Origin of the sequence: Streptomyces sp. NPDC006711 (assembly GCF_042869775.1) — a bacterium.
In the GTDB taxonomy this organism is placed as follows: Bacteria; Actinomycetota; Actinomycetes; order Streptomycetales; family Streptomycetaceae; genus Streptomyces.
In genome coordinates this window covers 102,087-127,529 of the sequence record NZ_JBIAGO010000015.1, presented here as the reverse complement: position 1 = coordinate 127,529, position 25,443 = coordinate 102,087, and the positions used below count along the sequence as shown (strand labels likewise).

Below are 25,443 nucleotides of genomic sequence, written 5' to 3'. Positions count from 1 at the left end.
CCGGGGCGTGCGGTGGCCGGGGGAGAACCCCGATCGCCCACGCGCCGGGCCCGCCGCCGTTAGTGACCGTTAACCTGCCTGCATGACTGTGAACCTCGAAGTTTCCGAAGGCGTCGGCACGATCCGCATCGACCGGCCCCCGATGAACGCCCTGGACGTCGCGACGCAGGACCGGCTGCGCGAGCTGGCCGAGGAGGCGGGCCGGCGCGAGGACGTGCGGGCCGTGGTCCTGTACGGCGGCGAGAAGCTGTTCGCGGCGGGCGCGGACATCAAGGAGATGCAGGCCATGGACCACGCGGCCATGGTCGCGCGCGGCGGCGCGCTCCAGGACGCCTTCACCGCCGTGGCGAACATCCCCAAGCCCGTCGTGGCGGCCGTCACCGGCTACGCGCTCGGCGGCGGCTGCGAGCTCGCGCTCTGCGCCGACATCCGCGTCGCGGGCGACAACGCCAAGCTGGGCCAGCCCGAGATCCTGCTCGGCCTCATCCCGGGCGCGGGCGGCACCCAGCGCCTGGCCCGCCTGGTGGGCCCCTCCAGGGCCAAGGACCTCATCTTCACCGGGCGGCAGGTCAAGGCGGACGAGGCGCTGGCCATCGGCCTGGTCGACCAGGTGGTGCCCGCCTCCGAGGTCTACGAGCGGGCGCACGCTTGGGCCGCGCGGCTCGCCAAGGGTCCGGCCATCGCGCTGCGCGCGGCCAAGGAGGCGATCGACGCCGGCCTCGAGACGGATCTGGGCACCGGGCTCGCCATCGAACGCACCTGGTTCGCGGCGCTGTTCGCTACCGAGGACCGCGAGCGGGGCATGCGCAGCTTCGTCGAGGACGGCCCGGGCAAGGCCAAGTTCCTCTGAACGCGGGGCAGTTGAGGGGCGGCGTCAACGGGCGCTGTACATGTGAGGGCGGGGTGTACACCCTGTGGGGGGATTAGCACGGCCTTAAGGCAACCTTAAGGAAAACCTCTGCGGAACGCTTCGTGATCATGCGAACGCGTCACGTCATCGCAGGTCAACGATGGTGCGTACGCCTCTCCGCTGCCTCTGTCATATGCCACGACGCCCCTGCGGAATGTCACGTTCCGCAGGGGCGATTACCTCGGAACGCCCCCGGAGTCCGCCCCGGGCCGCCATGATGGTGGCATGGCGGGGCTGGAGGGTGTGGAACAACCGGCGCAGCGCGTGAGCGCGACCGCGGCGCGATGGATGCCGTCCGCCGACGACGAACTGGCGCTCAAGGCGCTGGAGTTGTTCGGGAATCCGACGGAGGGCGAGGTGCGGCTGCCCTCGCGCCCCGAGTCCGCCGCGAGCGCCCGCCGGATCACCCAGTCCGTGGTGCTGCGCCAGTGGGCGCTGTCGCCCACGCTCGCCGAGCACGCGGTGCTCCTGGTCTCCGAGCTCGTCGGCAACGCGGTGCGCCACACCGGGGCCCGCGTCTTCGGTCTGCGCATGCTGCGCCGCCGGGGCTGGATCCGGATCGAGGTGCGCGATCCCTCGCGCGGGCTGCCCTGTCTGATGCCGGTGCGCGAACTCGACGTGAGCGGCCGGGGGCTGTTCCTCGTCGACAAGCTGTCCGACCGCTGGGGCGTGGATCTGCTGCCGCGCGGCAAGACCACCTGGTTCGAGATGCGGGTCGCCGACCGCTGACGTCACGGAAAAGCCCCTGGCGGGACATCACAGAAGCCCCCTGGCGGCCGGATGCGGCGCCTCGGGGGCTTCTGTGGGGCGCCGGCGATCTGAAGGGGGGTGTGATCACCGGCGCTGAAGACGACCTGGCCCGGGTCAATGGGGGTCGTGGCTCCGACTATGACAGATGGGCGGCCCATCATCAAAAGTCCGTATACGGACATAGCCCCACGAACCCTCACAGTTTAGCTGTGAATCGTAGGTGAGCTACAGCACGCACCTTCTAAAGCATGAATAACTATCGACCGGGATGAGTGAATCATCGAGTGGCAGGGCTCGGGGCGGGGCCCGGCGGGCGCGACCCGCAAAGGTCCTTAAATGGGTCAATCATTACGAACCGCACGTCGGCGCACTTAAATGTCCATGTGCTGAATCCATCACCCCGCGCGGTCGACCGCCGCGGCGCCCTGCGCGCCGGGGCGGGCGCGGCCATCGCGGGGGCGCTGACGGCAGGCTGTTCGCGGGAGGCGGAGGGCCGTCGGCCGTCCGGCTCCCCGACGCCGCCGTCCGCCTCCGCGGCGGCCGCCGCCCGCCCCCACGCGCCCCGCCCCGCGCCCGCCCCGCGCGCCTTCCCCGGGCAGCCGGTCCAGATCAGCAGCGGACCAAGGGGCCGGCCCCAGGTCGCGCTCACCTTCCACGGCCAGGGCGACCCGAAGATCGCCACCACCCTGCTCGGCGAGGCCGAGAAGGCCGGCGCCAAGGTCACCGTCCTGGCCGTCGGCACCTGGCTCGACGAGCAGCCCGCGATGGCCCGCCGCATCCTGGACGGCGGCCACGAACTGGGCAACCACACCCTGCACCACACCGACATCTCCGCCATGGACGAGGAGGAGGCGTACGCCGAGATCACCGGCTGCGCGGACCGGCTGCGCCGCCTCACCGGCTCCATCGGGACCTGGTTCCGGCCCTCCCGCACCCAGTACGCGACGCCGCTCGTCCAGAAGCTGGCCCGGCGGGCCGGCTACCCGCACGTGCTGTCGTACGACGTCGACTCGCTCGACTTCACCTCGCCCGGCGCCTCGGCCGTCACCCGCAACGTCACCGGGCAGATCCGCGACGGATCGGTGGTGAGCCTGCACTTCGGCTATGCGGACACGGTCGCCGCGCTCCCCGTCCTCCTCGCCGAACTGGAACGCCGCCGACTGCGCGCGGTCACGACCACGGAGCTGCTGATCTGATGCCGACCGTAACGAAGACGACCACCGCGCTGCTCTCGGCGGCCGCCCTGCTCGCGGCACTCGCCGGCTGCGGGTCGGGGTCGGGCCACAAGGACGAGGCGATGAGCACCAAGGCGGCCCCGCCGCCCGCCGTCGCCAAGAAGACCGTGCCGCAGGGCCTGCCCGGGATGCCGCCCGTCCTGGACCCCAAGGACGCCTACGCGGCGGACCGGCCGAACGCGCTCCAGCCCGCGGTCAAGAACTTCCTGCCGCGCGTGTACGTGCCCAACACCAACTCGAACACGGTCTCCGTGATCGACCCGGCCACCTACAAGGTCATCGAGACCATTCGCGTCGGCCACCAGCCGCAGCACGTCGTGCCGTCCTGGGACATGAAGACGCTGTGGGTCAACAACGACCTCGGCGACTCGCTGACCGCCATCGACCCGGCCACCGGCAAGACCGGACGCACGGTGCAGGTCTCCGACCCGTACAACCTCTACTTCACGCCCAACGGCAAGTACGCCGTCGTGATGGCCTCGATGGACCGCGAGCTGGTCTTCCGCGACCCGGTCACCATGAACCGCGTCAAGACCGTCCCGGTGAGCTGCGCGGGCGTCAACCACGCGGACTTCTCGATGGACGGGCGGTACTTCATCGTCTCCTGCGAGTTCTCCGGCGAACTGCTCAAGGTCGACACCGAACAGATGAAGATCGTGGGGCAGCAGAAGCTCCCCTTCGACGGGGCGATGCCGCAGGACGTGAAGATGTCCCCGGACGGCAGAACGTTCTACGTCGCCGACATGATGGCGCACGGCATGTGGGTCCTGGACGGCGACAAGTTCTCCAAGCCGACCCTGCTGCCCACCGGGAAGGGCTGCCACGGCCTGTACGTCAGCCGCGACTCCAAGGAGATGTACATCTCCAACCGGGGCGAGGGCACCATCTCCATCTTCGACTTCACCCGGAACAAGCTGACCAAGAAGTGGGAACTGCCGGACGGCGGCAGCCCCGACATGGGCGGCGTCTCGGCCGACGGCAAGGTGCTGTGGCTCTCGGGGCGCTACAACGCCGAGGTGTACGCGATCGACACCGCCACCGGCAAGGAACTGGCCCGCATCCCGGTGGGCTCGGGCCCGCACGGGCTCGCCGTCTACCCCCAGCCCGGCCGGTACTCGCTCGGCCACACCGGCATCTTCCGCTGAGCGCGGCGGGACCGTGCGGCGCCCCGGAGTCCCTGAGCCCCGGGGCGCCGCACGCTCACCACAGCACCGGCAGCCGCTCGGGCAGGCGCTTGATGAAGCCCGTGCGCCACACCAACTGCTCGGCCGGGACCGCGAGGCGCAGCCCCGGCAGCCGCTCCACCAGGGCCGCGAGCGCCGTCCGCGCGTGCAGCCGGCCGAGACCGGTGGCCGGGCAGAAGTGGCGCCCGGCGCCGAACGACAGGTGCGGGTTGTGCGCGCGGTCGAGGTCGAGGCGTCCGGGATCGGTGAAGACCTCCGGGTCGAAGTTGGCGCCTTCGACCAGGACGAGCACCAACTCGCCCTTCTTGACGAGGACTTCACCCAGCCGCACGTCCGCGAGCGCGAGCCGGGGCAGTCCGTCGCCGATCGACAGGTTCCAGCGCAGCAGCTCCTCCACGGCCCGGTCCATGCGCTCGGGGTGCTCGCGCAGATACCCGATCAGCTCCGGGTGCTGGAGCAGGGCGAGCACCGCGAGGACCAGGAAGGAGGAGGTGGACACGGCGCCCGCGCCGAACAGGGAGACCGCGACCGTGGCCAGCATCTCGTCGGTCAGGTGCGCCGACTCCCGGTCCTCGCGCAGCGCGCCGAGCCGGCCGAGCAGGCTCTCCGGCGGCACGTCGGGCGCGTTCAGCCGCTCCACCATGTAGCCGAGGTCCTTGTACCAGTTCAGGCCCGCGCCCTCGAAGGTGTGGGCGCTGGTCATGAAGGCCACGTCGAGCCCGGACATGAGCCGGCGCCAGTCGCTGAAGGAAACCCCCACCACGTCGCAGTGCAGGGCCGCGGAGAAGGGGTCGGCGAACCCCGCCCGCAGATCGGCCGGCGGTCCCTCGGCCAGCAGCGCGTCGGCCAGGGAGTCGGCCCGCGCGCGCATCCGCCCGGCCAGGCCATCCGCGCGCGGGCTGAGGGACTTCATCACGGCGTCGCGCAGCCCGGCGCTGTTGATGTTGCCCATGTTGTTGACGACCTCGGGCGGGATCGTCAGCGCGTACTGGCGCGGGACCCCGGGGCCCGCGGTGTCCTTGAGGCTGAAGCGTTCGTCCTCCAGGACCTGACGGGCCAGCGCGTGGCTGCTCACCAGCCAGGCCGGGTCGCCGGTGAGGGTGCGTACCCGGGCCACCGGCTGCTTGTCGCGCAGCCATGCGCACTCCTCGGGCAGCACGTCGCCGCGCCGAGAGAGCGGGAAGTCCAGGACGGGCTCGGGGCTCATGCGGCGATTCCTTCCGGGCGCACCACGGCGTAGGCCTGGTTGCGGGAGGCGAGGAGGCCGCCGCCCTTGGCGTAGAGGAGGTCGGTCAGCGGGATCGGCGCGTGGTAGCACGACACCGACGAGGGGACGCCGAGGATGCCGGGGGTGTCCAGGAAGAAGGGGAGTTCCGCGGCGATGTAATCGAGGCAGGCGGAGAGCTGGCGCTCGCTCGGGCCCGGGCCGCCCGCCTTCGTGGACAGGAAGTGCGCCGCCATCCGCTCGCAGGCCGCGCGGAAGGCCGGCTCGGTCGCCAGGACGTGCCGCACCCGGCGGTGCAGCAGCTGGTACACCGGGTTCCCCGCGAACTCCGAGAGCCCGTGCACGCCGACCGGGGTGCCGTGCGGGCCGGCCTCCTCGACGCCGCGCACGATCCGGCGGCGCACCGCCTTCAGCTCCTTCGAGGCGCGGCGTGCCGCGTGGTCCTCCTCGTAGCCGAGCGCGCCGAACAGCTCGGCGACGTGGAGGTCGGCGTACACGACGTCGATCCGGGAGAACCGTGCCGAAGCCCAGCGGACGAGTTCGGTGATGCGGCCGGCGCTGAAATAGCTGTTCCCCGGACTCACACCGATGAGGACGTGATCGCCCTCGTCCCATATGTGGTGGCAACTTCGTGTGAACGGCCGCACGGTGAATGCTTCAGTGGTGATGGCCACGGCTGTAACGCCCCAGCGCCGCTAGTCCCTGGGAGCCCTGTGCTCCCGGTGTGGCGGCGACAGCGAGAAGTTATCCCGTGGTGGCGGAGCGTGAGGAAGCGGCGATGTGAGGTTGGCGCGAATTCCTCTTTGACGGGCGGAAAACCGTCCTCCGTGTATGGCGAACAGTCAGGTCAGGGGCCCCTCGGGCGGCGCGGACGGTCAGTGCGCGAGGAGCAGGGCCTCCGAGCCGACCGGCCGGAAACCGGCGTCCTGGAAGGTGCGGACGCTGCGCGCGTTGCCCGGCGACTGCTGCGCCCACAGCACGTCGTCCGGCACCAAGTGCCGTGCGGCGAGGGCGAGTTGGACGCCGAGTCCCCGGCCCCGCGCCTGCTCGTCCAGCTCGACGGCGACCTCCCAGCGGCCCGCGACCCCGCGTCCGAGTATCAGGACGCCGCCGTCCGCCGCCCACACCCGTACGTCGTCCCGGAACTTCAGGGCCCGCGCGACCCGGGGGTGCGCCGGATCCTCGATCTCCCGCAGCGCCAGGGGCGGTTCGCCCGGCAGCGCGGGGGCGCAGGTCAGCAGGTCGACACAGTTCATCGACCGGCCGGTGCGGGCCATCAGGGCGGCCAGGAAGCCGGGGTTCATCGAGGCGCCGAGCGGATCGGCGTGCGTCCGGGCCAGCGTGTCCCTGACCCTCCCCCAAGCTCTTAAGGAGCAGGGGGGACCCCCATCTGATCCTCGTCCAGAAAGATCACCGAATGGGCGGTGAAGGCGAGGACCCCGGCGTCGCGCGGCCCCGGCTGCGCCACCAGCGTCGTGCCGCCGTCCGTAGGCGGGAACCGGCCAGCGGCCGCCGCCGCCAGAATGTCCCCGAGCGCTTCACGCATCGCCGTCCCCGTTCCTCTGCTCGTACCGGTGAGCCCCCGCCCACCGGAAACCCAACTTTCCCACGCGTCACCGCGCGGGCTTGCGGCGCGGTGGGCGCCCGCCAAGGGTCGGCCGCCGCGTCGAGCGGTCGGATGGGCGGCTAATCTGACCCGCGTTAGAAACGCACCAAGCAGTAGCACCAACAAAGGGGTGGACCCAGTGGCGGACATCGAAGAGGCGCGCAAGGCGTTCGCGAAGCTCGACATCGACGGCGACGGACGCGTCACCGCGAGCGAGTACAAGGCGGTCATGGCGCAGCTGGGCGACTTCCACGTCACCGAGACGGTGGCCCAGGCCATCATCAAGGCCAAGGACGCCAACGGCGACGGCAAGCTCTCCTTCGAGGAGTTCTGGGCGTCCCTGAACAAGTGATCCCCACCGGCTCCGGTGGCGTACGTCCGCCCGTGCGGCGCGCCACCGGTGCCGGGCCGGAATAACCCGCCGTACCCGCCGGTTTCCGGAGCGTGTCAACGCACATCTCCGGAAAGGCCAGCTCATGAAGATCGGCATCATCGGCGCGGGCAACATCGGCGGCAACCTCACCCGCCGCCTCACCGCGCTCGGTCACCAGGTATCCGTCGCCAACTCCCGTGGCCCACACACCCTTTCCGCGCTCGCCGAGGAGACCGGCGCCACCGCGGTCACCGTCGAGGACGCGGCCGACGGCGCCCGGGTCGTCGTGGTGACCGTCCCGCTCAAGAACGTTCCCGACCTGCCCAAGGGCCTGTTCGACAAGGCCGCCGACGACGTCGTCGTCATCGACACCGGGAACTACTACCCGAAGGAGCGCGACGGCCGGATCGACGCGATCGAGGACACCGACGGCCTCACCGAGAGCCGCTGGACCGAGCAGCACCTCGGCCACCCGGTCGTCAAGGTCTTCAACGGCACGTACGCGCAGGACCTCCTGGAGCGCCCGCGCCCTGCGGGCGACCCCGAGCGCGTCGCCCTGCCGGTGGCCGGCGACGACGCGGCGGCCAAGCAGCTCGTACGCGAACTCGTCGACGAGCTGGGCTTCGACTCCGTGGACGCGGGCGGCATCGACGACTCCTGGCGCCAGCAGCCCGCGACCCCGGTCTACGGCCTGCGCGGCGGCGTCAAGGAGGTCACCGAGGCCCTGGCGGCGGCCCCCAGGGAGAGGCCGGCCGCTCACAGCTTCTGAACGGGGTGAGCGGTGGGGCGGATCTCAGCGCTCGATGATGTTGCCGGCGAGGCCGCGGCGGCCGTCTTCCCGTACCGGCCGCCAGCGGCGCGCCGCGATCAGGCGCCGCCATCCGGTCCTGAGGCCGGAGGGACTGTGAGCCGGCGGCAGCTCAGCTCGGGGAGGGTCCAGGTCGCCGCAGCTCGCGGCAACAGTCGTACGCGTGCCGGGGTCCTCATCCACGCAGATCAGACGGCATCGTGGTCTCATCGGCCCAACAGACTCCCACCCCGACCCTCTCCCGCGCGCGTCAGCTCCGGAAGGGCCGGCCTCCAGCCAGGACGAGGCGTACGCGCCGGAGGGCGTCCAACTCGTCGAGGGGATTGCCGTCGACGACGAGGACGTCGGCTCGACACCCCACGGCCAGTCGGCCGGTCTCGGCTCCGATACCCAGAGCCCGCGCGGCGTCGACCGTGGCCATGTCGATGATCTTCGCGACGGGGATGCCCAAGTACTGGTAGAACTCCAGGCTGTTGACGAACTTGTCGAAGACGGCTCGCGTCACGCCGGCATCCGTGCCGGCGATCATCGGCACGCCGAGCTTCGCCATCCAGCGCATGGACGTGAAGAGTTGTTCGGCGCGTTCGTGGCCGACCCGCTCGGCGAATGCCCGCCAGTTGGGGCTCGTGGCGGTGCAGACGTGGATCCCGGCGGCCTTGATCTTGTCCACAAGTTCTTCGCGGAGGTCGAAGCCGCCGTCCTCGGCCATCCACGTGCAGTGCTCGATGGTGCTCACGCCCGCGGCCACGGCTGCCTCGATGCCCGCGGTGCCGTGGGCGTGGACGGCGACGGGCAGCCCGGCCCGGCGGGCCTCCTCGACGACGAGCCGGAGTTCGTCCTGGCTGAACTGGTTCTGCCAGATCGCCGGTCCGCCGCGGGTGTGCCCGCCACCGGTGGCCATCACCTTGATGACATCGGCCCCGGCCTCCACGTTGCGCCGTACCAGGGCACGGATGGCGTCCGCCCCTTCGACCTCGCCGCCGAGGAACCAGCAGTGACCTCCGGGCGAGGTCACTGGCGTCGCTGCCGAGAGGATGCGCGGACCGGGCAGGGCGCCCTCCGCGATCGTGTCGCGCAGGTGCAGGGCGAGGCCGTTCCGGTCGCCCAGGTCGCGCACCGTCGTGACTCCGCTGCCGAGCAACTGCCGTGCTCGTACGGCCATGCCCTCCAAGAGGGCTTCGTCGTCGGTGTCCTGCAAGGCCGCCACAGGGTCCGAACTCGCGTCGAATGCCAGGTGGGTGTGACAGTCGATGAGGCCGGGCAGCACCGTGGCGTCCCCGAAGTCCTGCCTCGCGACGCCATTGGGTGTCACGGCCTCGACCGCGGCGCGCGGACCGACGGCCGTGATGGTCCCTGCCCGCACCAGGACGGCGCCGTCCTCGACATGCTCTCCACCGGGGCCGGTGAGCACTCGGGCTGCTGTGATCAGTACGTCACTCATGAACTCTTCGAACTCCTAAGCCGTCTTCACCAAAGCGTCGGCCACGGCAACCAGCTGTTGTGCGTCGGCGTCGATGCTGTCCTCGCCCGGAAGCGCTACCGCCAGCGCCTCGGTCGTCGCGGGAATGCCCGCTGCTTGCGCGCTCAGGGCTGTGCGCAGGTGCGCTGCCACGGCCCGGGGCGTGGCCCCGTCCTCGATGCCCACTTGTGCCAGGTACGGGCTCACCCGGACCAAACCGTCACGGCACTCGATGACGCGTCGGTAGTAACTGCGGTGCACCCCCCGCACGCGTATCGCCTCGCGCCACCTGCCTCCCGGCGTCCGGCTCAGGGCGTCCTGCGGAAACGCGTCGTGCAGCAGGACCCACAGCGGGCGAAGGTTCCGATAGGTCCGGCGGTGCTGTCGCCAGATCCGGAAATTCGCCAGGCGCATGGCGATGCCGGGGTAGCTCAGCCCGGCGACGAAAGCCGGCACCGCGAGCAGGAACAGCAGCGCCGCGCTGTGGGACAGCCCCGCCGGAGCAGAACTGCCCCCCAGGCCGATCAGGTCCATCACTACACGGAGAGCATTCCCTGTGGCCATGCCTGCCAGGGAGCCGGCGGTCATCCACAGGCCGATGGTGGCGGGTCGCTGCGACATCCGTGCATAGCGGGCGGTCCACAGGGCGGTGGTCGCGAACGCGTAGACCAGATACAGCTGGGCGGCGGTGAAGAACACCGCCACTTGTGGTGTGCGCAGGTCGGCTTGTGCGTAGGGGAGGCCGCGCACCTCGGCCGGAGTGGTGAGGGTGGCGACCGTGATGACGACCGCGGTCACCACCAGGGGCACTGCTTCGAGACGGGCACGGCGAGCCGCCCGGCCTCGGTTTGCGGCGGAGTGCAGGTAGAACGTCAGCAGGGAGTACACCGCGGCGAGGAGCAGTACGTTCGACAACAGGCTTGCCGCGCCGGCCCCCAGCGCTGCGTTGAGGGCGCGCTTCTCGGGCGGAAACCCCGTGGAGAATGAGCCGGCCGCGCAGATGAGACAGGCGGTAACCGCTTGGAGCGTGCGGTCGCGGGGGGCTTGGGCGAGCTGGTAGACCTTCCAGAGCACCGCCAGCAGGAACAGCCCGGCCGTCAGGAACATCACGGCGGTCACAGCCACCCCCACCGGTCGCCCAGGGCGGTCTGAACGCGGTTCACCGATGGATCGGCGACGGGGCGGGGCGTCACCCGGTCCAGGACCGAGGCCCATTCGAGGATGATCGTGGCGACCAGCTCCGCCTGGCGCTCGTGCTCCTCGTCGTACGAGGTGCGTCGCAGAGCGCGGGTGACGGTGTCCGGCGAGAGCCCGGACATGGCCGTCTGAAGGAAGTCGGCGTCGGTGTCGACGCCTTCGTGGTCGGCCAGGATGTGACCCACTTCGTGCAGGATGATGTGGTCCTGGTGGGTCTTGCTGGTTTCCCGTTGGTACAGGATGTAGTCGGTCGTGGGCGTCGCGATCCAGCAGCCGAACGGGCCCGGCATGGGAAGCGGATGAGGCACGAGCCGAATGGGGCGCCCTCGTTGCTCGCCGAGCTCCTGGCACAGTGCGTCCACTCGGAGTGGCGGTTGTATGTTCAGGGCCCGCAGTTCCCGTTTACAGCGGCGTCGAAGCTCTCGCTCCTTCAAATGGATCTCTCCTGACTGAATGCGGCATGAATCCCCCTTTCCTGCCTTACTGTCAACAACGGTTCGTTCCGGTGCTGTCAGCCGCTCATGTCGTCACCGCGCTCTACCTGCTCCAACTTGTAGACGACATCCAGGAGGTCCATCACCTGCTTGCGCCGCTCGGGAGAGAGCTCGCCGGCCCGCATTGCCATGAGCTTCACATCGCCACCGCCCATGGCCTCTTTCATACGGGCCTGTTGGGCTTCCAGAGCCTTGAGCTTCCCCTCGACCTCGCCGGCCGCCCCGTCGTCGAAGAAGTAGGCGACGGGAACTCCGAAGAAGTCCGCCAGTGCCCGGAGGTGGCTGATGGTGGGGTTGGTCTTCTTCCCCTTGCGCAGCTGCCAGACGTAGCTCTGGGAGATCGTGGTGAGCCCCTGCCTGCTGATGCCGTCCGCCACCTGTTCGTTGCTGTACTCGTGGCCGTCGGGCGGCCTGATGCTCTCGAACAGCCGGTTGAGCTTGTCGGCAAGGCTGCGGGGCGTCTGCTCGCTCACGCCTCCCCCTCTCCACTGGACGTACCCCTCCACAGTACCTGAGTGGAATTTTGGGCTCCGAGCTAGATTCATCACAGTGGAGATGGTGGCCGTAGCTTCCACTGACGTGAGAAGATCTGGGTGCAGCGGCATTCACGTGAGTGAAAATGACCGTGCCTGTCGACGGGTGTCCGGGGCTGGGCCAACGGGGGTGTCCAGCGCCGGGCGCTGTCGCGGTGCCGGGTCGGCGCGGGGGTGAACTCCGGTGCGGGGTCCGGCCGTACAGTGAACGGCCGCGCCCGTGCCGACACCGGCTGACACCCTGGGGAAATTGGGGCCGGGTCGTGTTGGGCCGACGGGTGATCGGCGGTCGCTCCGGTCGGAGGCCACGAGATGGCGCCCCGGCCGTACCCCGTGTCCGGGGTCGTTGAACTCCGGAAAAGGTGCTGCGGCCAACACAAGTGAAGAAGTGTGAAGTACTGGAGGGGCAGGCGGGGCGGGGAGCCCCCGGAGCCTTCGGTGGCCGGTCGGGTCGCGGGGCAGTGGTGGGGCGTCGAAGTCCCCTCGCGAGGAAGGCCGCTCTGCTTGATCTCCGCCATGACGTCGATGGGCGTGGGCGGGCAACTTGGCGGAAGGGGCTGCCGGCCCGGGCGCCGCTGGGCGCCGACGCGGCGGCACCTCCGGTGCGGGCGGAGAGGCGAGAAAGCGAAGACCCTCCACCACCTGAGCGGTGATCTCGCCGCTGTGGAAATAGGAGCGGCTCACAACGCAAGTCAAGGACTCCATTTCCTTTGTGGCCGAGTTGACTCGCGCGATCGCCCTCAATAGGCTTGATCCCGACCATAAATTGCAGTAATTTTTTCTGCCCAAATTGACCGAAGGGGACGGGGCAATGGGGGTAATTGCATGGGGGAGACCGATGATCGGTGAGGTTTCCGATCCGGCTCTTGCCGGCCGGGATGGAGAGCTGGCGGAGCTGCTGTCCATGCTGGAGGACGCGCAGGCGGGGAGGCCGGGGGTCGCCCTGGTCGAAGGCGCCTCGGGGATGGGTAGAACTGCCCTGCTGGACCGTCTGGCCCGGCACGGACAGGCGCAGGGAATGACGGTGCTGCGTGCGCAGGGAAGTGTGCTGGAACGAGAGTTCACGCTCGGGCTCGCCCGTCAGTTGTTCCGGACGGCATCTGCGGCGAACCGTGTCGACGAACCGCTTTCGCCGGCCGGGCTTTTCGGTGTTTTCGACGAGCTGTTCCAGCAGTCTGTTCGTATTGCGGAGCGCGCTCCGGTCCTTATTGCGGTGGACGATTTTCATCACGCGGATCCTCAGTCGGCGCAATGGATCGATTTCCTTGCCAGGCGTTTGATCGATATCCCCATGCTGGTGCTGCTCTCCTCGGACCGGGATGCGGCGTCCGGCCATCAGGCGCTGACCGCCGAACTCGCTCTCCACTCGGTGTGCCGGGTGATCGAGCCGGCACCGCTGCCGGTCTCGGCCGTTGCCGGCCTGACGGCCACCATGCTGGGGTCGCCGGCGGACGTGGATTTCGTCCGGGAATGCCACGCCCTGAGCGGGGGGAACCCGAAACTCCTGTTGCTGATGCTGCGGGAATTCGCACGGTCGGGAATCACTCCGACGACCGAGGACCTGCCGCGTGCGGCCGACGCGGCCCTCCACACGATGGTGTCCACGCTCCTGAAGTGGCTGGCCCGCTATCCGGCGGACGTCTCCCGCGTGGCCGGCATGTTCGCCCTGCTCGGTGATGACACGGACCCGGACCTGCTGCGGCGACTGACGGGGCTGAGCATCCGGAAGATCACCTCTTCGCTCACGGTCCTGGAACGGATCGGACTGCTGCGCGACGATCGTTCGCGCCGGTTCGTCCACCCGCTCGTCCGCGACGCGATCACCGCTGACCTCTCCATCGCGGAGCGCTCCGCCATCCACGCCCGCGCCGCGCATGTCCTCTTCGCCGACGGGGAGCCGCATGAGCGGGTGGCCGCGCACATCATGGCGAGCGAAGCCACCGGTGAACAGTGGCAGACCGACGTCCTGCGGGCGGCCGCTCGGCAAGCGTCGGCCCGCGGCTCGGTGGAGACCGCCGTCTCCTGCCTGCGCCGCGCGGTGCAGACAGCAGGTTCCCAGCATGAACGGGCCGCTCTGCTCATCGAGTTGGGCGCCATCGAAGCGAATTTCGGCATCACCTCCTCGGTCCGGCACCTCACCGAGGGAGTGGAGCTCACAGAGGACCTGGCCGAGCGCACGCGCGGCGTCCCGCTTCTCGCCGAAGGCCTGGTGGGTTGCGGACAGGCCCGACGGGCGGTGGATCTCCTCGACCGTCTTGCCGCTGAGATCCCCCCGGGCGACACCGAATCCCTGCACCGGGTGCTGGGACAACGTGCCGTATCGGCGCTGGCCGCCGGGGCCGCCTCGCAAGCGCCTTCACCGACGGATCCGCCGCACACGAACGAGGTGTTCGGGCGGCGGTCGCTGGCCGCCGTGTCCGGAGCCACCCCCGGGGAGCGGATGCTCCTCGCGTCGAGCGCCCTGCACGCCTCCATGACGCTGACCGGCGCGGACCGGGCGGCCGGATCGGCCGAACAGGCACTGCGCACCTTCGACCCGGACGAGGAACAGATCTGGGCCGCGACCCTGGCGATCAGTGTGCTCAGACACGCCGACCGCCTTGAGTCCGCCCACCACTGGGCCAATGCTGTCATTGCCTCCAGACTCGACGGCCATCCGCCGGCGACGCGAGCGGTCCTGCACGCCGAGATCGCTCACGTCCGGTATCGCACAGGCGATCTGCCCGGCGCGGTGCGGGAGTCCGGAGAGGCGCTGGCCCTGCTGCCCGGCCCACACCCCTACGGGCCTTTTGTGGCGGCCGCCGCCATCGCGCCCCTGGTGGAGAGCGGCCGGTTGGAGGAGGCATCCCGGATCGCTGACGACAACCGCTTCCGGTACGCATCCGAGCACTGGCTCCGGCCCTACTACCTGGCCGCCCGCGGTCAGCTCCGCGCCGCCGGGGGACAGAACCGGGCCGCGCTGCACGACCTGGAGGAGTGCGGGCGCATGCTCGCCAAGTACGGGGGCGACAACCCGGGCCGCATCCCCTGGCGTTCCCAGGCCGCCGTGTTGCACCAGCAGCACCAGCGGTACGACGAAGCGCACCGCCTCGCGACGGAGGAGCTCGTCCTGGCCCGGAAGTGGGGCGCGCCCCTGACTCTGGCCAGGAGCCTCAGAGCAGCCGCGACCACCGGCCCAGCAGCCGCGACCATCGGCCCGGGAGCCGGATCCGCAGGACTCCTGGAGGAGTCGGTCGCCCTGCTGAACGGCTCCTCCGGCCGGCTGGAACTCGTCCGCTCGCTCATCGCCCAGGGGAACGCTCTGCATGAGACCGGCCGGACCGAGGCCGCGCGCGAGACCTTGCGCCGCGCCCTCGGCTTCGCGCAGGAGGCCTCGGCGCGGCGGTCCGCGGAGGAGGCGTATCAGAGGCTGGTCGCGACGGGTGCGCGCCCCCGAAGGTTCTCCCAGGTCGGGCCGCGAGCCCTGACCGCTGGCCAGCGGCGGGTCGCCGAGCTCGCCGCTCAGGGGCTGAGCAATGAGGAGATCGCGGGCCGGCTCTATGTCGCGCAGCGCACAGTCGAGTTCCACCTCACGCATGTCTACCGGAAGCTGGGCATCAGCTGCCGCACGGACCTGACCCGGACACTCGGCACTGAGGCGGCGGCTTGATTCGGCCCGTCCGGTCGGTCAGATGAGGGGATGCGGTTCGGGACCGGCGTCGGCGTCGAGCCCGAGCCGTGCCCGCACCGCACCCAGCCGTTCGTGGTGCCGGGTGAACTCCAGCGTTTCGTCCATGCGCAGGGACTGGAGCCCGACGGGAATCACCTTGACGGCCTGCCACCCCATGTCCCTGATCCGGTCCGGCAGCCGGTGTGTCAGATCGACCGCGACGGGCGAGGCGCCCTGTCGGTGCAGGGCGTCGATGATGCCCCGGGCCGTGAGAGCAACAGCCGTGGCCGGCGGCTCGGCGGGCCCGGCCGGGAGGAAGGCGGCGGCCCAGCGTTCCACCGACCGTACGCCCTGGGCCGACGCGAAGTACTGGGCGCGTTCCAGGTCGTTGCGCGGATACGGGGAGGGCGCCGTGGCAGGGCTCCGCTCCTGGACCAGCCGCAGGGCGGAGCGGATCTGGAGAGCTTCCTGGAGCGCTTTGACCGCACTGACGCCGGGATCTCCGGAGGCGCTCGCCCCGACCGCGGCGAGCTGCTGGTCGCCGGCCCCGTCGATGACGATCCCCACCGTGCAGGTGACACCTGGGACATCGGTGGGAACCCGGGCGAGGACAGGGGAGAGCCCCGTGGCTCGGGCCGCGGCCAGCGCCTGGCGGAACCGCCGCATACCGGGAGTGCGCGGCGCCTCGGCGAGGAACCGGTCCGGGTCGATGCGGTGCAGCGGCAGTTGGTGCGCCCACGCGGTGAGGAAGGCGTCGCGCTCGACCACTTCGAGCAGCGCGGACAGCAGGGCGCTCTCCCGCGAACCGCCCGACGCGGCGCCGGAGGGCGACGGGTCGAACCCCTCGGCGTCCTCGGGCGACGCGGGATAGTCGACAAGCCCGGCCGGAACGTGCAGGGGGACGCCGTCGCACAGCCGCTCCGCCGCATACCAGCGAAGTGCCCGCCGGGCCGTGTACGGCGCGGCGAGCCGCGCATGCGCGGTCGTCGGGTCGAGTGCCCCGGCACCGAGGCCGTCGAGTCGGGAGAGGGTTCCCTCGCCGGGCACCGGACAGAGCGCGAAGCGCTCCACCGCCTCACCCGCGGCACGCGTCACGGTGTCGGACGGTGAGATTCCGTAGGCGCCCACCACCAGGGGACTGAGGACCGCCGCCGGCTCCTCCGGGACGCCGGTGCGGTCCCGGTGCAGTTCCGCGAGGCCCTGCCACAACGGCTCGGCCGGAGGCCGTGGCGGGCGGATGGCACGGGAGCTGACCAGGCCGTTCTCAGGAGCGAGCGTGGCGGAGAAATCGATCACTTGAGGACTCCCTGAAGGGCCTCGGCGTAGAGGCCGGTGAGTTCGTGGGTGCTGAAGCCGTCGAGCATGGGCAGCCCGGCGCCCCACGCGCGCACCGCTCGGGCGGCCAGGGCCGCGGGGGCAGGGCCCGTGGGAAAGACAGGTGTGACGCCCCACGACCGGGCCAGCGCGATGATCCCCTGGACCGGGTCGTGGGGGAGTTCGTGGTGGGCCGCACGGATCGCGGCCCACCCGTCCAGGAGCCGGTCCGCTTCGCCGAACCGCGTATCACCGTTCAGCACGCGTGACCAGACGGCCGGTACGACAGCGACCGTCGCTTGCATCTTGCGTACGCCGGTGGCGGACGACAGCTCGTTCGCCAGATACCAGACCTTTCCGGCGAAGGTGTCCCTGCCGACCATGGCGAAGCCAAGAATGGTCCGCACGCTGAGCTCCGCGATGTCCTGGGCCGGCCGCTCTGTCACGGTCGCGCGCACCAGGTCCCGCAGCAGGTCCCGGGCCTCGGAGTCGGCAGTCGGCGGACAGTGGCCCACGGGCCGTGAGAGGTAGCCGTTGCAGACCCGCAGGACTGCTTCCAGTGCGCCTTCGCGGACGGCGGACCGGGGCAGGGTGCGGGTCGCCGCCGGGTCCAGGGCCGCGACATCGGCGGCCAGCAGCGGATGCATCACCAGCTTCCGGCGGCCGTCGAGGAGGACGGTGGCGGCGGCGCTGACCTCGGCTGCCGTGCCCACGGTCGTCGGCACGGCGATCAGCCCGCGGTGCGGGCCCGATGGCGTTGCCGCGCCGTGGATCAGGCCGGGGCGCCCGCCGCCGAGCCGGATCCGACCCGGAGTGTCGGGGGCGGCGGCGAACAGGCGGGCAAGGGCCGCCGCGTCCATTACGGAGCCACCACCCGCCGCCACCACGCGGTCGTTGTCCCGCAGCCGCTCGGCCAGCTCGATGCTCGTCTCCAGATCGCACGCCCCGGGGTCGAGCCGGACCACGCTCGTGCCGGTGGCCCGCAGCACCGGTGCGACCAGGTCGAGCAAGGCGGGTTGCCGGGCGTCCAAGACCAGGAGCGTGCGGCCGGGGCGCGCCTCGGCCAGCGCCGCGGCGGCGGCGCCCGCGCCCAGATGCACCCGGGTGACGCGCTGCCAGACCGCCGGCAGCGAGGGGCGCTCACCCACCGTCATCAGTGCCCCGCCCGGCTGCTCGCCTCGCTCAGCCCCCGGGAGAGCGCGCCGGCCAGGTCGTACAGGTCCTGCTCGGTACTGGTCAGCATCGGGACGAGCTGGATGCAGCCGGGGCCTGGATATACCAGTGCCCCATGGCTGCGGATCGCCGCGACGGTGTGCTGCACGGCCTGCTCGTCGAACGGTGCGCCGTCCGCGTCACGCAGGTGTACCGCACGGAAGCAACCCAGGCCGCTGGTGTGGTGCACGGCGGGTACCCGATCGGTCAGTTCGGCCAGCAGCCGGCCGAGCCGGTCCCCGGTCCGGGCCCCTGCCTCGAGCGCGTCCAGCTCGTCGAACTGCTCCAGGGTCGTGGTGATCGCCGCGCAGGAGGCCGGCGTGCCTGCCTGGGTCTCGGCGTGCAGCAGCACGGCGTCCCGCTCCTCGAACACCTCGCCGATCCCGTGGGAGACGAGGACGGCCGACGCGGCAGAAGTGCCGTTGGTCAGGCCTTTGGACGTGAGCAGCAGGTCCGGGGACTCGGCCCACCCGAAGCTGGCGAACAGCGGGCCCGTGCGCCCGTAACCGGTGGCCACCTCATCGGCGACAAGCAGGAATCCGTACTCCCGCCGCAGCGCCAGCATGGCTTCGATGAAGTCGGCGGACAGGGCGTGGGTGCCCGATCCGAGGACCGGCTCGCACACCAGCGATGCGACCTGCGGGCCGTGACGTTTCATGAACCGCTCCAGCTCCTCGGGCCGGGAGGGGTCCACGTGCCGGACACTTCGCAGGTCCACCCCGTACATCTGCTGTCCGAGAGCCTCCCCGGTCAGTGCGTGCGCACCGTACGTCAGACCGTGGTAGCTGCCCTTGAGACCGACCACGAGGCGGCGTTCGGGCTGGCCCCGCAGCACCGCGTACTGCCGGGCGATCTTCATGGCGAGGTCGTTCGCGGAGCCGCCGGAGGTCGAGAAGACGACGCGCCGGTAGGACGCGGGCCCCGCGGCGGTGACAAGGTCCCCGGCCGCCCGGAGGGCGTAGGCGTGGGAGTAGCGGAACAGGTTCAGATAGGAAGCGTCCCGGCAGGCCTGGGCTATCGCCTCGGCGATGGCGCCATTGCCGTAGCCGATGTTGACGTTCCACAGACCGCTGGTGGCGTCAAGAACCTCGCTCCCGTCGGCGAAGCGCAGCCTGGAGCCCTTGGCTCCGACGGCCCGGCGCTCCAGCCGGCCCTGGTCCCTGATCGGCAGCAGGGACTCCCAGAGGGGGTAGGGGGACTCGGGACTCATGCGGTCCTCCTCGCGATGACAATGCTCAGTTCGGCGGGTGCCGCAGTCGTCGGGCGAGCCGGCTGGACAGCATCGACGACGAAGCCCGCCCCGGTGAGTTCGCCGGTGAGGGCCTTGGTGCTCGGTACGTGCACGGTGGACGTCAGCAACAGCGGTGATCCCGTGTCGGACACCCGGAGAATGGCTACATGGCGCTGTTCGCGGTCGGTGTCGGCCCGCTCGATGAGGAAGTTGACCGCGCCGGGCGTGGTCCACGGCCGGAGGGTGTCCCCGGGACCGCCGTCCGCCCCGGCGGACGGTGCGTGGGCGCTGAGGACGAAGACGCCTTCGGGCTCCAGATGGTCGTGCACCCGGCGGAAGAAGTCAGGCCGCCGGTGCGGGGGCACCAAGCCGATGGTGGTGGTGCCGAGCAGGACGGTACTGAAGGAGCGGCCCAGGTCGAGGGTGCACATGTCGGCTTCGACGAGAGTCAGCCGACGGCTGAGCCGCTGGGCGGCGGGTTCGGTCATCCGGGCACGGAGTGTGGACAGCAGGCTCTTGGAGGTGTCGACCCCGGTGACCTCATGGCCCGCGGCGAGCAACGGAACGGTCAACCGGCCCGAGCCGCATGCGAGTTCGAGCACCGGTCCGCGCCGGGGGCGCAGCAGGGCGAGGAGGTCCCGCACCTCGTTGGTGTCGTCGGCGGTGAGCTCGTGGTAGACGGGGCCGCCCACCGGTCCGTACAACTCGGCGACGGTGAGGGACTTTCCCAGCGCCTCGGCGATCTGGCCGGCGAGGCCGGGGAGCGCGGGTGCCGGGGAGGGCCGGGTCGTCATGCGCGGCCGCCCGTCGCGTCGGAAAGGCCGGGAATGGGGGCCGTGGAGGCCAGGTGGGCGGCCACGGCGGCGTACGCGCGCAGTGCCTCGTCGGCCGGGATGCCCAGCAGACGACCTGCGCGGGCCGCTGCCTCGTCCATGGCCGCCTCGGCGGTGACGTCCGTGGTACCCGCCGTGCGGAGCGTGGAGAAGACCTCCAGGAGTCGAGCCGAGCCCCTGCCCATCCGGAACAGCCGGCAGTCGCCCGCGCGGACTGCGTAGGTGTCACCGGAGATCTCCAGCAGCAGCGGCTGGTCGGCGGCCTCTACGGGTCGGCTCGGCAGCTCAGGGGTGAAACGGCCGCCGAACCCGGAGACGCGGATGTCGGTTCCGTGCTTGCGGGCCAGTCGGCGGCGGACATCCAGCGCACGGACGTAGCGCCCCAGCCACGGGCGCTCGGCGGCACCGGCACTCAGTAGTTGCCGGGGGACCACGGAGTCGAGCGACGGATCGCCCGCGTACGTGTCCAGGGCAGCCTGCACGGCGGTGGCTCCGGCGCCGACAGCGCCCAGGCCGGCGCCGCCTATGCCGGTGCGGACCTGACCGTCGGAGGTGATGTAGAGCCGCCCCAGACCGGTGTCCTGGTCCGGCGCGGCAAGGGTGCGCACGTCCGCGAGCTGCACGGAGGGGTGAGCCAGGCCCTCGGCCCAGTCGCCCTCCCGCACGGCACGGTCGGCATCGGCGAGGAACGCCTCGTAGTCCTCGGGACAGGTCATTCGGACAACCGTCGGGCCCGCCACCGAAAGGTAGGGGAGGGAGCCGTAGTCGAAGACCTGGACGTAGAGGTTGCCCGACACGATCAGTTCGTCACCGGAGAGCTCGACCTCCCCCTCGACCGTCACGTGCTGGATGTCCGCCCCTTCGACGGCGCAGGACGGAGCGTCGGAGAACACATGAGCACCGGAGGCCGCCAGTCCCGCATTCAGTACGGCACGGACATCGCCCCCGGACTGAACAAGGATCGAATGCGCGGCCGCCGCCGGCGCTCCTTCCTCGCCGGCGAACCAGGAACTCAGCCGTACGGCGTTTTCGGTTTCCTTCCGGCATCGCGAGTCCTTGGTTTCGATGTCCTCCACGGTCAACCTTTCTCTACGAAATGCGTTGATCAATGAGTACACCGGGCCGGGCCGGTGAACAACCGAAGTGTTTCTCTGTCGCCGGACGTAGGACGGGAGTTGCGCATGGACGCCGCACCACGGTGTTGGCGGCGTCCGACCGTAGGGTTTTCTTTGCCCAGCCGTATCCGTACGGTCCGCGCCACACAGTCCTGGCCGAAGGGTCGGCGGAAAACCCTTCCCAGGTCATTCCCTCCGAGCAAGGATGAGGACGCATCAAAGAGTCCTAGGAGGACCGTATGAACGCTGTTTCCGATTCCCTTGTCGCGAACACCGAGGCTGCCTTCGCGCTCGACTTCACCGTCGAGGAGCTTGAGGTGCTGGACGCCCCCGGCTTTCTTGGCTGGGACAAGGAGACCTGGCTGGGCGCCGCGATCGGCGGCGGCGTGACCGCCGGCATCGCCCTGACCTGACCTGACCTGTCTTGACCTGCCCGGCGTTGCACTGGGCGAAGACTTTTTCCGCCGCACAACAAGGAGAGATTGATGCAGATCGAATGTGACGATTTCGCCGCCACTTCTACCGCCGACTTCGCGGTCGAAGCGATGGAGGAGCTGGACGCCCCGGGCTTCATGGACGGGTTTGCCGCGGGCGTGGGCATTGTCGGCGGCATCGCCGGCGCGGTCGCGCTCACCTGATCCGACCCACCCTTTCACCACCAACGCGAGGAAAACCAAAATGAACCAGGAAACCTTTGAGGCCATGGAGTCCACGGACTTCACCGTCGAGGAGCTCGACTCTCTCGACGCACCCAGCTGGAACGATGTGGTCCAGGTCACCACGGCCGGCGGCGCCGCCTTCGTCATAGGCCTGAGCATCACCTGATGAATCCCCGGCGGCCGGGAGCGGCTGGAACTCCGCTTCCGGCCACCGGGCAGGCTGCTTCTGGGCCGCCAAAGAGCTCCGCTTAGACTCGAAGAGAAGTCAGAAACTCTCCTCTTTCAGTGAGTTGGTCCATGAAGAACCGTTACGCATACGTCGCCGCGTTCAGTGCCGCTCTGTTGGCCACCGCCGGATTCGCCGGACGCAGCGAAGGAGCACTACAAGTCGGCCTGTGGGCACTGGTCGTCGTCGAGATCGCCGCCATATGGGGCCTCCTCGCACGCAAGAGCTGAGCCCCACGGCCCCGTTCGGAAAGTCAACGGTGTGGAACCAACGATTGTTTGCAAAGACCTGATCAAGGTCTACGACTCCCGCAGAGTCGTGGACGGTGTGTCCTTCGACGTGCCGGCCGGCTCGGTCACGGCCCTGGTGGGCCGCAATGGTTCGGGCAAGTCGACCACTCTCAGAATGCTGCTGGGACTCACCGCGCCCACATCCGGGACCGCACTCGTGGACGGGGTCCCCTACCAGGAGCTACCGGCTCCCACCCGGGTCATCGGCGCGGCCGTCACCGATGTACCCGGGCACCCCGCCCTTACTGTCGTCGGCCAACTACGGCTGGTCGCCCGGTCCATCGGGGTGCCGTTCACCACCGTGGACGACGTGCTGGACACGGTGGATCTCACCGATGCCCGTGGCCGGAGGATCAGCGCGCTGTCCCTGGGCATGCGTCAGCGTCTGTCGCTGGCCTGCGCGCTCCTCGGTTCCCCTCGCGCGCTGGTCCTGGACGAACCCGCCAACGGACTCGACCCGGACGGCATCCGGTGGCTCAGGAGCTTCCTCCGGAGCTTCGCCGACAGCGGCGGGGCGGTTCTCGTATCGAGTCACAGCATGGACGAGATCGAGCGGACGGCCGACGACGTCGTGGTGCTGAACCGCAGCGTGCGCTACGCCGGGCCGATCAGCGCCCTGATGGCGAAGGAACACCAGACGTCTCTGGAAGAGGCATTCCACAGCGTTCTCGACAAGGAGGCGGCGTGAACAACGACTTGGCCGGCGAATTCCGCAAACTGCTGGCGGGGCGTGGTCTGTTGTACACCGTCGGCACCGGCCTCGCCCTGATCGTCATGGCCGGGGTCGGCACCGTAGGGACGGTCGCCGACCAGGGCACGACCGGCGCGGAGGCGGCCGAGTCCATCGTCCGGCAGGGATTCGCCGGTCTGCTCTTCGCCACGGTCGCAGGCGCCCTGTTGGTGACTGGCGAGTACCGGCATCGCACCTGGACCCGTACGTACCTGACCACGCCCCGCCGGGGCCGGGTGCTGGCCGCCAAGGCGGTCGTCTCCTTCCTCGTGGGGATCCCCGTGGGCGTCCTGTCGGCGCTTGCGAGCACCCTGGTGGCGGTGATCGGCGGTCACCCGCCCACGTACAACGCCGATATGGTCCGGCTCACCGTGATGATCGTGGCGATCAGCGCATTCGCTGGGCCGTGGGGTGTGGCGCTGGGCTACCTGATCCGCAACCAGGTCGCCACCGTGCTGGCCATCGTCGTCTACACCACCGGCATCGAGGCCGTACTGATCGTCGTTGCCCCGTCCTTCGGGCGTTTCCTTCCGGGTGGTGCCCAGCTCTCCCTGCTGCGTGACCCTGAGCTGACCATGCCGTTGCCCGCCTGGGCAGCAGCGGCGCTGCTGACGGGGTATGCCGTGGTCGGCCTCGTCTGCGCGCTGAGGCGCGAGAAGGGGGCGGAGGCGCTCTGAGATGGCTGCCAGCGCACCGGGACTGGAGATCCCCAGTCACCCACAGGTACGTCCCGACGTCGAATTCCTGCCTCCGGAGGAGGGGGAACGTGCTTGGACGCTCGCGGACGAACGGCACAGCCGTTTCACGCGGGTGGGCTGCGGAGCGGCCGCGCTGCTCCGCAGCCTGGACGGCACCCGCGACCTGATACAGGTCAAGAACGACCTGGGGCCCGCGGTCCCCGAACGCGAACTCGACGCGGCTCTGCGGAAGTTCACCGACCTGGGGCTCCTCCAGGGGACCGAGGCAGAGCCACCCAAGGAGAGACGCTTTCGCTTCCGGCCGCCTGCGTCCCTTCAGTTCACACTCCTCGGGCGACCGAAGTTCCTCGCTCCGGGCAGCCTGCTGCCGCGTGTCATGGCGAGTCGGGCAGTGGCAGGCGGCTGCCTGCTGGCGGTCGTGGCCGGCCTGATGGCCGCCGGGCTCGGGGCGGCCACGATCGCGGACGCCGCCTGGCGGCCTTTGCCGTGGCACCACTGGCTGATCGCCTTCGCCATCGTCGTGGTGGTCAACGGCATTCACGAACTCGCCCACGGTGCCGTCCTGGCACGGTTCGGCGGCCGTCCGCACCGCATCGGGGTGATGCTCTTCTATTGCGCTCCAGCGATGTTCTGCGACGTCACCGACCTCTGGCGGCTCCGCACCCGGCGACAGCGCGTGCTGGTCGCGCTCGCCGGGGTGATCTGCCAACTGGCGGCCGCCGGCCTGCTGACGATCGCCTCCTGGCTGTGCGGCGGCCAGACCGGCCGGGTGCTGGGCCTGAGCGCACTGATGACGGCCCTCACCGGTGTGCTCAACCTGCTGCCCTTCATCCGGCTGGATGGCTACATCGCCCTCATGGCCTGGGTGAACATCCCCAACCTGCGGGACAAGAGCATGGCCGACTGCCGTGCGGTCGTCGGCTGGGCAGTCTTCGGCGGGCCACGCCCCACACGCCTGCTCCCGGACGGCTGGGCCGTGTTCGGTGCCGCGTGCATCCTCTATCCGTGGATCATCATCGGAAATCTTCTGGCCGTCGCAAGGGGCGCGCTGATGGCCTACGGGCCGATGGGAGCCCTCAGCTGGCTGTGCCTGCTGACAGGTGTCGTCGGCTACCTGCTGTACCGCCTGCTCGGGCTGTACCGGTCCACGCACGCCCGTAACCCGCTGCGCGGCCTCGCGGTACTCACTGCGGCTGCTACCGGGCTGATCGTGCTGGCGCAGTCCCAGCCGTACACGCAGAAGACCTACGGCGCGTATACGAGGTCGGGAGCGCGCACGGACGTCTTCTTCCCCGAGGCGCCAGGCGTCCTGCGGCCAAGTCCAGGGGGAGAGGTTGTACTCATGACCACCGGCGCCCTGGGCAACCGCCGGGTCGGCACGGCCGTCACCGGGCCGAAAGCGGCTCCGGAGAAGGCGCGCTTGGAGCTCTTCCTCCCGCTGAAGGGGGTACCGGGCGAGGTGGTCGCCAACCGCTACGGCCTGGAGTCGGTCGTTGTTCGCAACGGTGCGCCCGATCGGGGCGTCGTCGTGGCTGACGCGGGTTCCACGACCTGGCTGTCGCACCTGACCGCAACCATGGTCGGGGAGCCGTGGTGGTCGGCCACGGAATGGATCCGGTAACGGCGTGAGCCCGCAGAGGCGTCGCTCTGCACACCGGCGACGAGCCCATCCTGGGCCAGGAGGGCCCCGAACAGCGCTGAAGCAAGACCGC

General features: G+C 70.2%; 24 protein-coding genes and 2 pseudogenes. 14 read left to right on the top strand and 12 right to left on the bottom strand.

Going from position 1 to position 25,443, the window contains the following annotated elements:
• Positions 1-82: 82 nt before the first annotated feature.
• From ACFYM2_RS26140 to ACFYM2_RS26125, 4 genes are all read left to right on the top strand, one after another.
• Complete coding sequence (locus ACFYM2_RS26140) at positions 83-850, top strand: enoyl-CoA hydratase-related protein (protein ID WP_358999318.1); 768 nt, start codon at positions 83-85, stop codon at positions 848-850.
• A 285-nt stretch (positions 851-1,135) separates the two neighbouring features.
• Positions 1,136-1,639 carry an ATP-binding protein gene (locus ACFYM2_RS26135; protein WP_350232770.1) on the top strand — a complete coding sequence of 168 codons (504 nt, stop codon included), beginning with the start codon at positions 1,136-1,138 and terminating at the stop codon, positions 1,637-1,639.
• Positions 1,640-2,046: 407 nt separating this feature from the next.
• The gene (locus ACFYM2_RS26130) at positions 2,047-2,856 is read left to right on the top strand and encodes a polysaccharide deacetylase family protein (protein ID WP_350234781.1); all 810 of its coding nucleotides are present in this window, start codon (positions 2,047-2,049) and stop codon (positions 2,854-2,856) included.
• Positions 2,856-4,040, top strand: coding sequence for a YncE family protein (locus ACFYM2_RS26125; RefSeq protein WP_358999324.1), 1,185 nt, complete (start codon positions 2,856-2,858; stop codon positions 4,038-4,040). The genes ACFYM2_RS26130 and ACFYM2_RS26125 overlap by 1 nt, the downstream gene beginning before the upstream one ends.
• 55 nt (positions 4,041-4,095) lie before the next feature.
• On the opposite strand, the gene ACFYM2_RS26120 is transcribed toward ACFYM2_RS26125, so the two are convergent.
• The 3 genes and pseudogenes from ACFYM2_RS26120 to ACFYM2_RS26110 all read right to left on the bottom strand — a co-directional run bounded on the left by ACFYM2_RS26120 (position 4,096) and on the right by ACFYM2_RS26110 (position 6,850).
• Complete coding sequence (locus ACFYM2_RS26120; RefSeq protein ID WP_388839576.1) at positions 4,096-5,286, bottom strand: cytochrome P450; 1,191 nt, start codon at positions 5,284-5,286, stop codon at positions 4,096-4,098.
• The gene (locus tag ACFYM2_RS26115) at positions 5,283-5,951 is read right to left on the bottom strand and encodes a tRNA-dependent cyclodipeptide synthase (protein ID WP_388839659.1); all 669 of its coding nucleotides are present in this window, start codon (positions 5,949-5,951) and stop codon (positions 5,283-5,285) included. The genes ACFYM2_RS26120 and ACFYM2_RS26115 overlap by 4 nt, the downstream gene beginning before the upstream one ends.
• A gap of 228 nt (positions 5,952-6,179) precedes the next feature.
• Positions 6,180-6,850, bottom strand: a pseudogene (locus ACFYM2_RS26110) (GNAT family N-acetyltransferase).
• Positions 6,851-7,049: 199 nt separating this feature from the next.
• Between ACFYM2_RS26110 and ACFYM2_RS26105 the strand changes: the two are divergent.
• Both ACFYM2_RS26105 and ACFYM2_RS26100 read left to right on the top strand, forming a co-directional pair.
• On the top strand, positions 7,050-7,262 hold the full coding sequence (locus ACFYM2_RS26105) for an EF-hand domain-containing protein (protein ID WP_053726211.1): 213 nt from the start codon (positions 7,050-7,052) through the stop codon (positions 7,260-7,262).
• Between the two features lie 52 nt (positions 7,263-7,314).
• Positions 7,315-8,052, top strand: a pseudogene (locus tag ACFYM2_RS26100) (NADPH-dependent F420 reductase); the annotation flags it as partial.
• A 289-nt stretch (positions 8,053-8,341) separates the two neighbouring features.
• On the opposite strand, the gene ACFYM2_RS26095 reads toward ACFYM2_RS26100, so the two are convergent.
• The 4 genes from ACFYM2_RS26095 to ACFYM2_RS26080 form a co-directional block, all read right to left on the bottom strand.
• Complete coding sequence (locus ACFYM2_RS26095; protein ID WP_358999333.1) at positions 8,342-9,532, bottom strand: amidohydrolase family protein; 1,191 nt, start codon at positions 9,530-9,532, stop codon at positions 8,342-8,344.
• Positions 9,533-9,547: 15 nt separating this feature from the next.
• Positions 9,548-10,669 carry an MAB_1171c family putative transporter gene (locus ACFYM2_RS26090; protein ID WP_388839573.1) on the bottom strand — a complete coding sequence of 374 codons (1,122 nt, stop codon included), beginning with the start codon at positions 10,667-10,669 and terminating at the stop codon, positions 9,548-9,550.
• The gene (locus ACFYM2_RS26085) at positions 10,666-11,055 is read right to left on the bottom strand and encodes a hypothetical protein (RefSeq protein WP_358999339.1); all 390 of its coding nucleotides are present in this window, start codon (positions 11,053-11,055) and stop codon (positions 10,666-10,668) included. Before ACFYM2_RS26085 ends, ACFYM2_RS26090 begins: the two co-directional genes overlap by 4 nt.
• A gap of 203 nt (positions 11,056-11,258) precedes the next feature.
• A complete protein-coding gene (locus tag ACFYM2_RS26080) occupies positions 11,259-11,714 on the bottom strand; it encodes a helix-turn-helix domain-containing protein (protein ID WP_388461168.1) in 456 nt (151 codons plus the stop codon).
• An 898-nt stretch (positions 11,715-12,612) separates the two neighbouring features.
• On the opposite strand from ACFYM2_RS26080, the gene ACFYM2_RS26075 reads away from it, so the two are divergent.
• The gene (locus tag ACFYM2_RS26075; protein WP_388839570.1) at positions 12,613-15,423 is read left to right on the top strand and encodes an AAA family ATPase; all 2,811 of its coding nucleotides are present in this window, start codon (positions 12,613-12,615) and stop codon (positions 15,421-15,423) included.
• 18 nt (positions 15,424-15,441) lie between these two features.
• Here the strand turns inward: ACFYM2_RS26075 and ACFYM2_RS26070 are convergent, their stop codons facing one another.
• Genes ACFYM2_RS26070 through mpaB form a run of 5 tightly spaced genes read right to left on the bottom strand, consistent with a single transcriptional unit; the run spans position 15,442 to position 21,089 of the window.
• On the bottom strand, positions 15,442-16,719 hold the full coding sequence (locus ACFYM2_RS26070) for a YcaO-like family protein (protein WP_388839567.1): 1,278 nt from the start codon (positions 16,717-16,719) through the stop codon (positions 15,442-15,444).
• Positions 16,716-17,891 carry an iron-containing alcohol dehydrogenase gene (locus ACFYM2_RS26065; RefSeq protein ID WP_388839564.1) on the bottom strand — a complete coding sequence of 392 codons (1,176 nt, stop codon included), beginning with the start codon at positions 17,889-17,891 and terminating at the stop codon, positions 16,716-16,718. The genes ACFYM2_RS26070 and ACFYM2_RS26065 overlap by 4 nt, the downstream gene beginning before the upstream one ends.
• Positions 17,891-19,159: a daptide-type RiPP biosynthesis aminotransferase gene (gene mpaD, locus ACFYM2_RS26060; RefSeq protein WP_388839561.1), complete on the bottom strand. Its 1,269-nt coding sequence runs from the start codon at positions 19,157-19,159 to the stop codon at positions 17,891-17,893. The genes ACFYM2_RS26065 and mpaD overlap by 1 nt, the downstream gene beginning before the upstream one ends.
• Positions 19,156-19,974, bottom strand: a complete 819-nt coding sequence (gene mpaM / locus ACFYM2_RS26055; protein ID WP_388839558.1) for a daptide-type RiPP biosynthesis methyltransferase — start codon at positions 19,972-19,974, stop codon at positions 19,156-19,158. Before mpaM ends, mpaD begins: the two co-directional genes overlap by 4 nt.
• Positions 19,971-21,089 carry a daptide biosynthesis RiPP recognition protein gene (gene mpaB, locus ACFYM2_RS26050; protein ID WP_388839554.1) on the bottom strand — a complete coding sequence of 373 codons (1,119 nt, stop codon included), beginning with the start codon at positions 21,087-21,089 and terminating at the stop codon, positions 19,971-19,973. Before mpaB ends, mpaM begins: the two co-directional genes overlap by 4 nt.
• 278 nt (positions 21,090-21,367) lie before the next feature.
• On the opposite strand from mpaB, the gene ACFYM2_RS26045 reads away from it, so the two are divergent.
• The 7 genes from ACFYM2_RS26045 to mpaP all read left to right on the top strand — a co-directional run bounded on the left by ACFYM2_RS26045 (position 21,368) and on the right by mpaP (position 25,352).
• Complete coding sequence (locus tag ACFYM2_RS26045; protein WP_358999345.1) at positions 21,368-21,541, top strand: hypothetical protein; 174 nt, start codon at positions 21,368-21,370, stop codon at positions 21,539-21,541.
• A gap of 72 nt (positions 21,542-21,613) precedes the next feature.
• Positions 21,614-21,766 carry a hypothetical protein gene (locus ACFYM2_RS26040; protein ID WP_358999348.1) on the top strand — a complete coding sequence of 51 codons (153 nt, stop codon included), beginning with the start codon at positions 21,614-21,616 and terminating at the stop codon, positions 21,764-21,766.
• Positions 21,767-21,806: 40 nt separating this feature from the next.
• The gene (locus ACFYM2_RS26035; protein WP_358999351.1) at positions 21,807-21,953 is read left to right on the top strand and encodes a hypothetical protein; all 147 of its coding nucleotides are present in this window, start codon (positions 21,807-21,809) and stop codon (positions 21,951-21,953) included.
• Between the two features lie 131 nt (positions 21,954-22,084).
• Complete coding sequence (locus tag ACFYM2_RS26030; RefSeq protein WP_358999354.1) at positions 22,085-22,243, top strand: hypothetical protein; 159 nt, start codon at positions 22,085-22,087, stop codon at positions 22,241-22,243.
• Positions 22,244-22,274: 31 nt separating this feature from the next.
• Positions 22,275-22,991, top strand: coding sequence for an ABC transporter ATP-binding protein (locus ACFYM2_RS26025; RefSeq protein WP_388839550.1), 717 nt, complete (start codon positions 22,275-22,277; stop codon positions 22,989-22,991).
• Positions 22,988-23,710, top strand: a complete 723-nt coding sequence (locus ACFYM2_RS26020; RefSeq protein ID WP_358999360.1) for an ABC transporter permease — start codon at positions 22,988-22,990, stop codon at positions 23,708-23,710. The genes ACFYM2_RS26025 and ACFYM2_RS26020 overlap by 4 nt, the downstream gene beginning before the upstream one ends.
• 1 nt (position 23,711) lies before the next feature.
• Positions 23,712-25,352 carry a daptide biosynthesis intramembrane metalloprotease gene (mpaP, locus tag ACFYM2_RS26015; protein ID WP_388839547.1) on the top strand — a complete coding sequence of 547 codons (1,641 nt, stop codon included), beginning with the start codon at positions 23,712-23,714 and terminating at the stop codon, positions 25,350-25,352.
• The last annotated feature ends 91 nt before the right edge of the window (positions 25,353-25,443 follow it).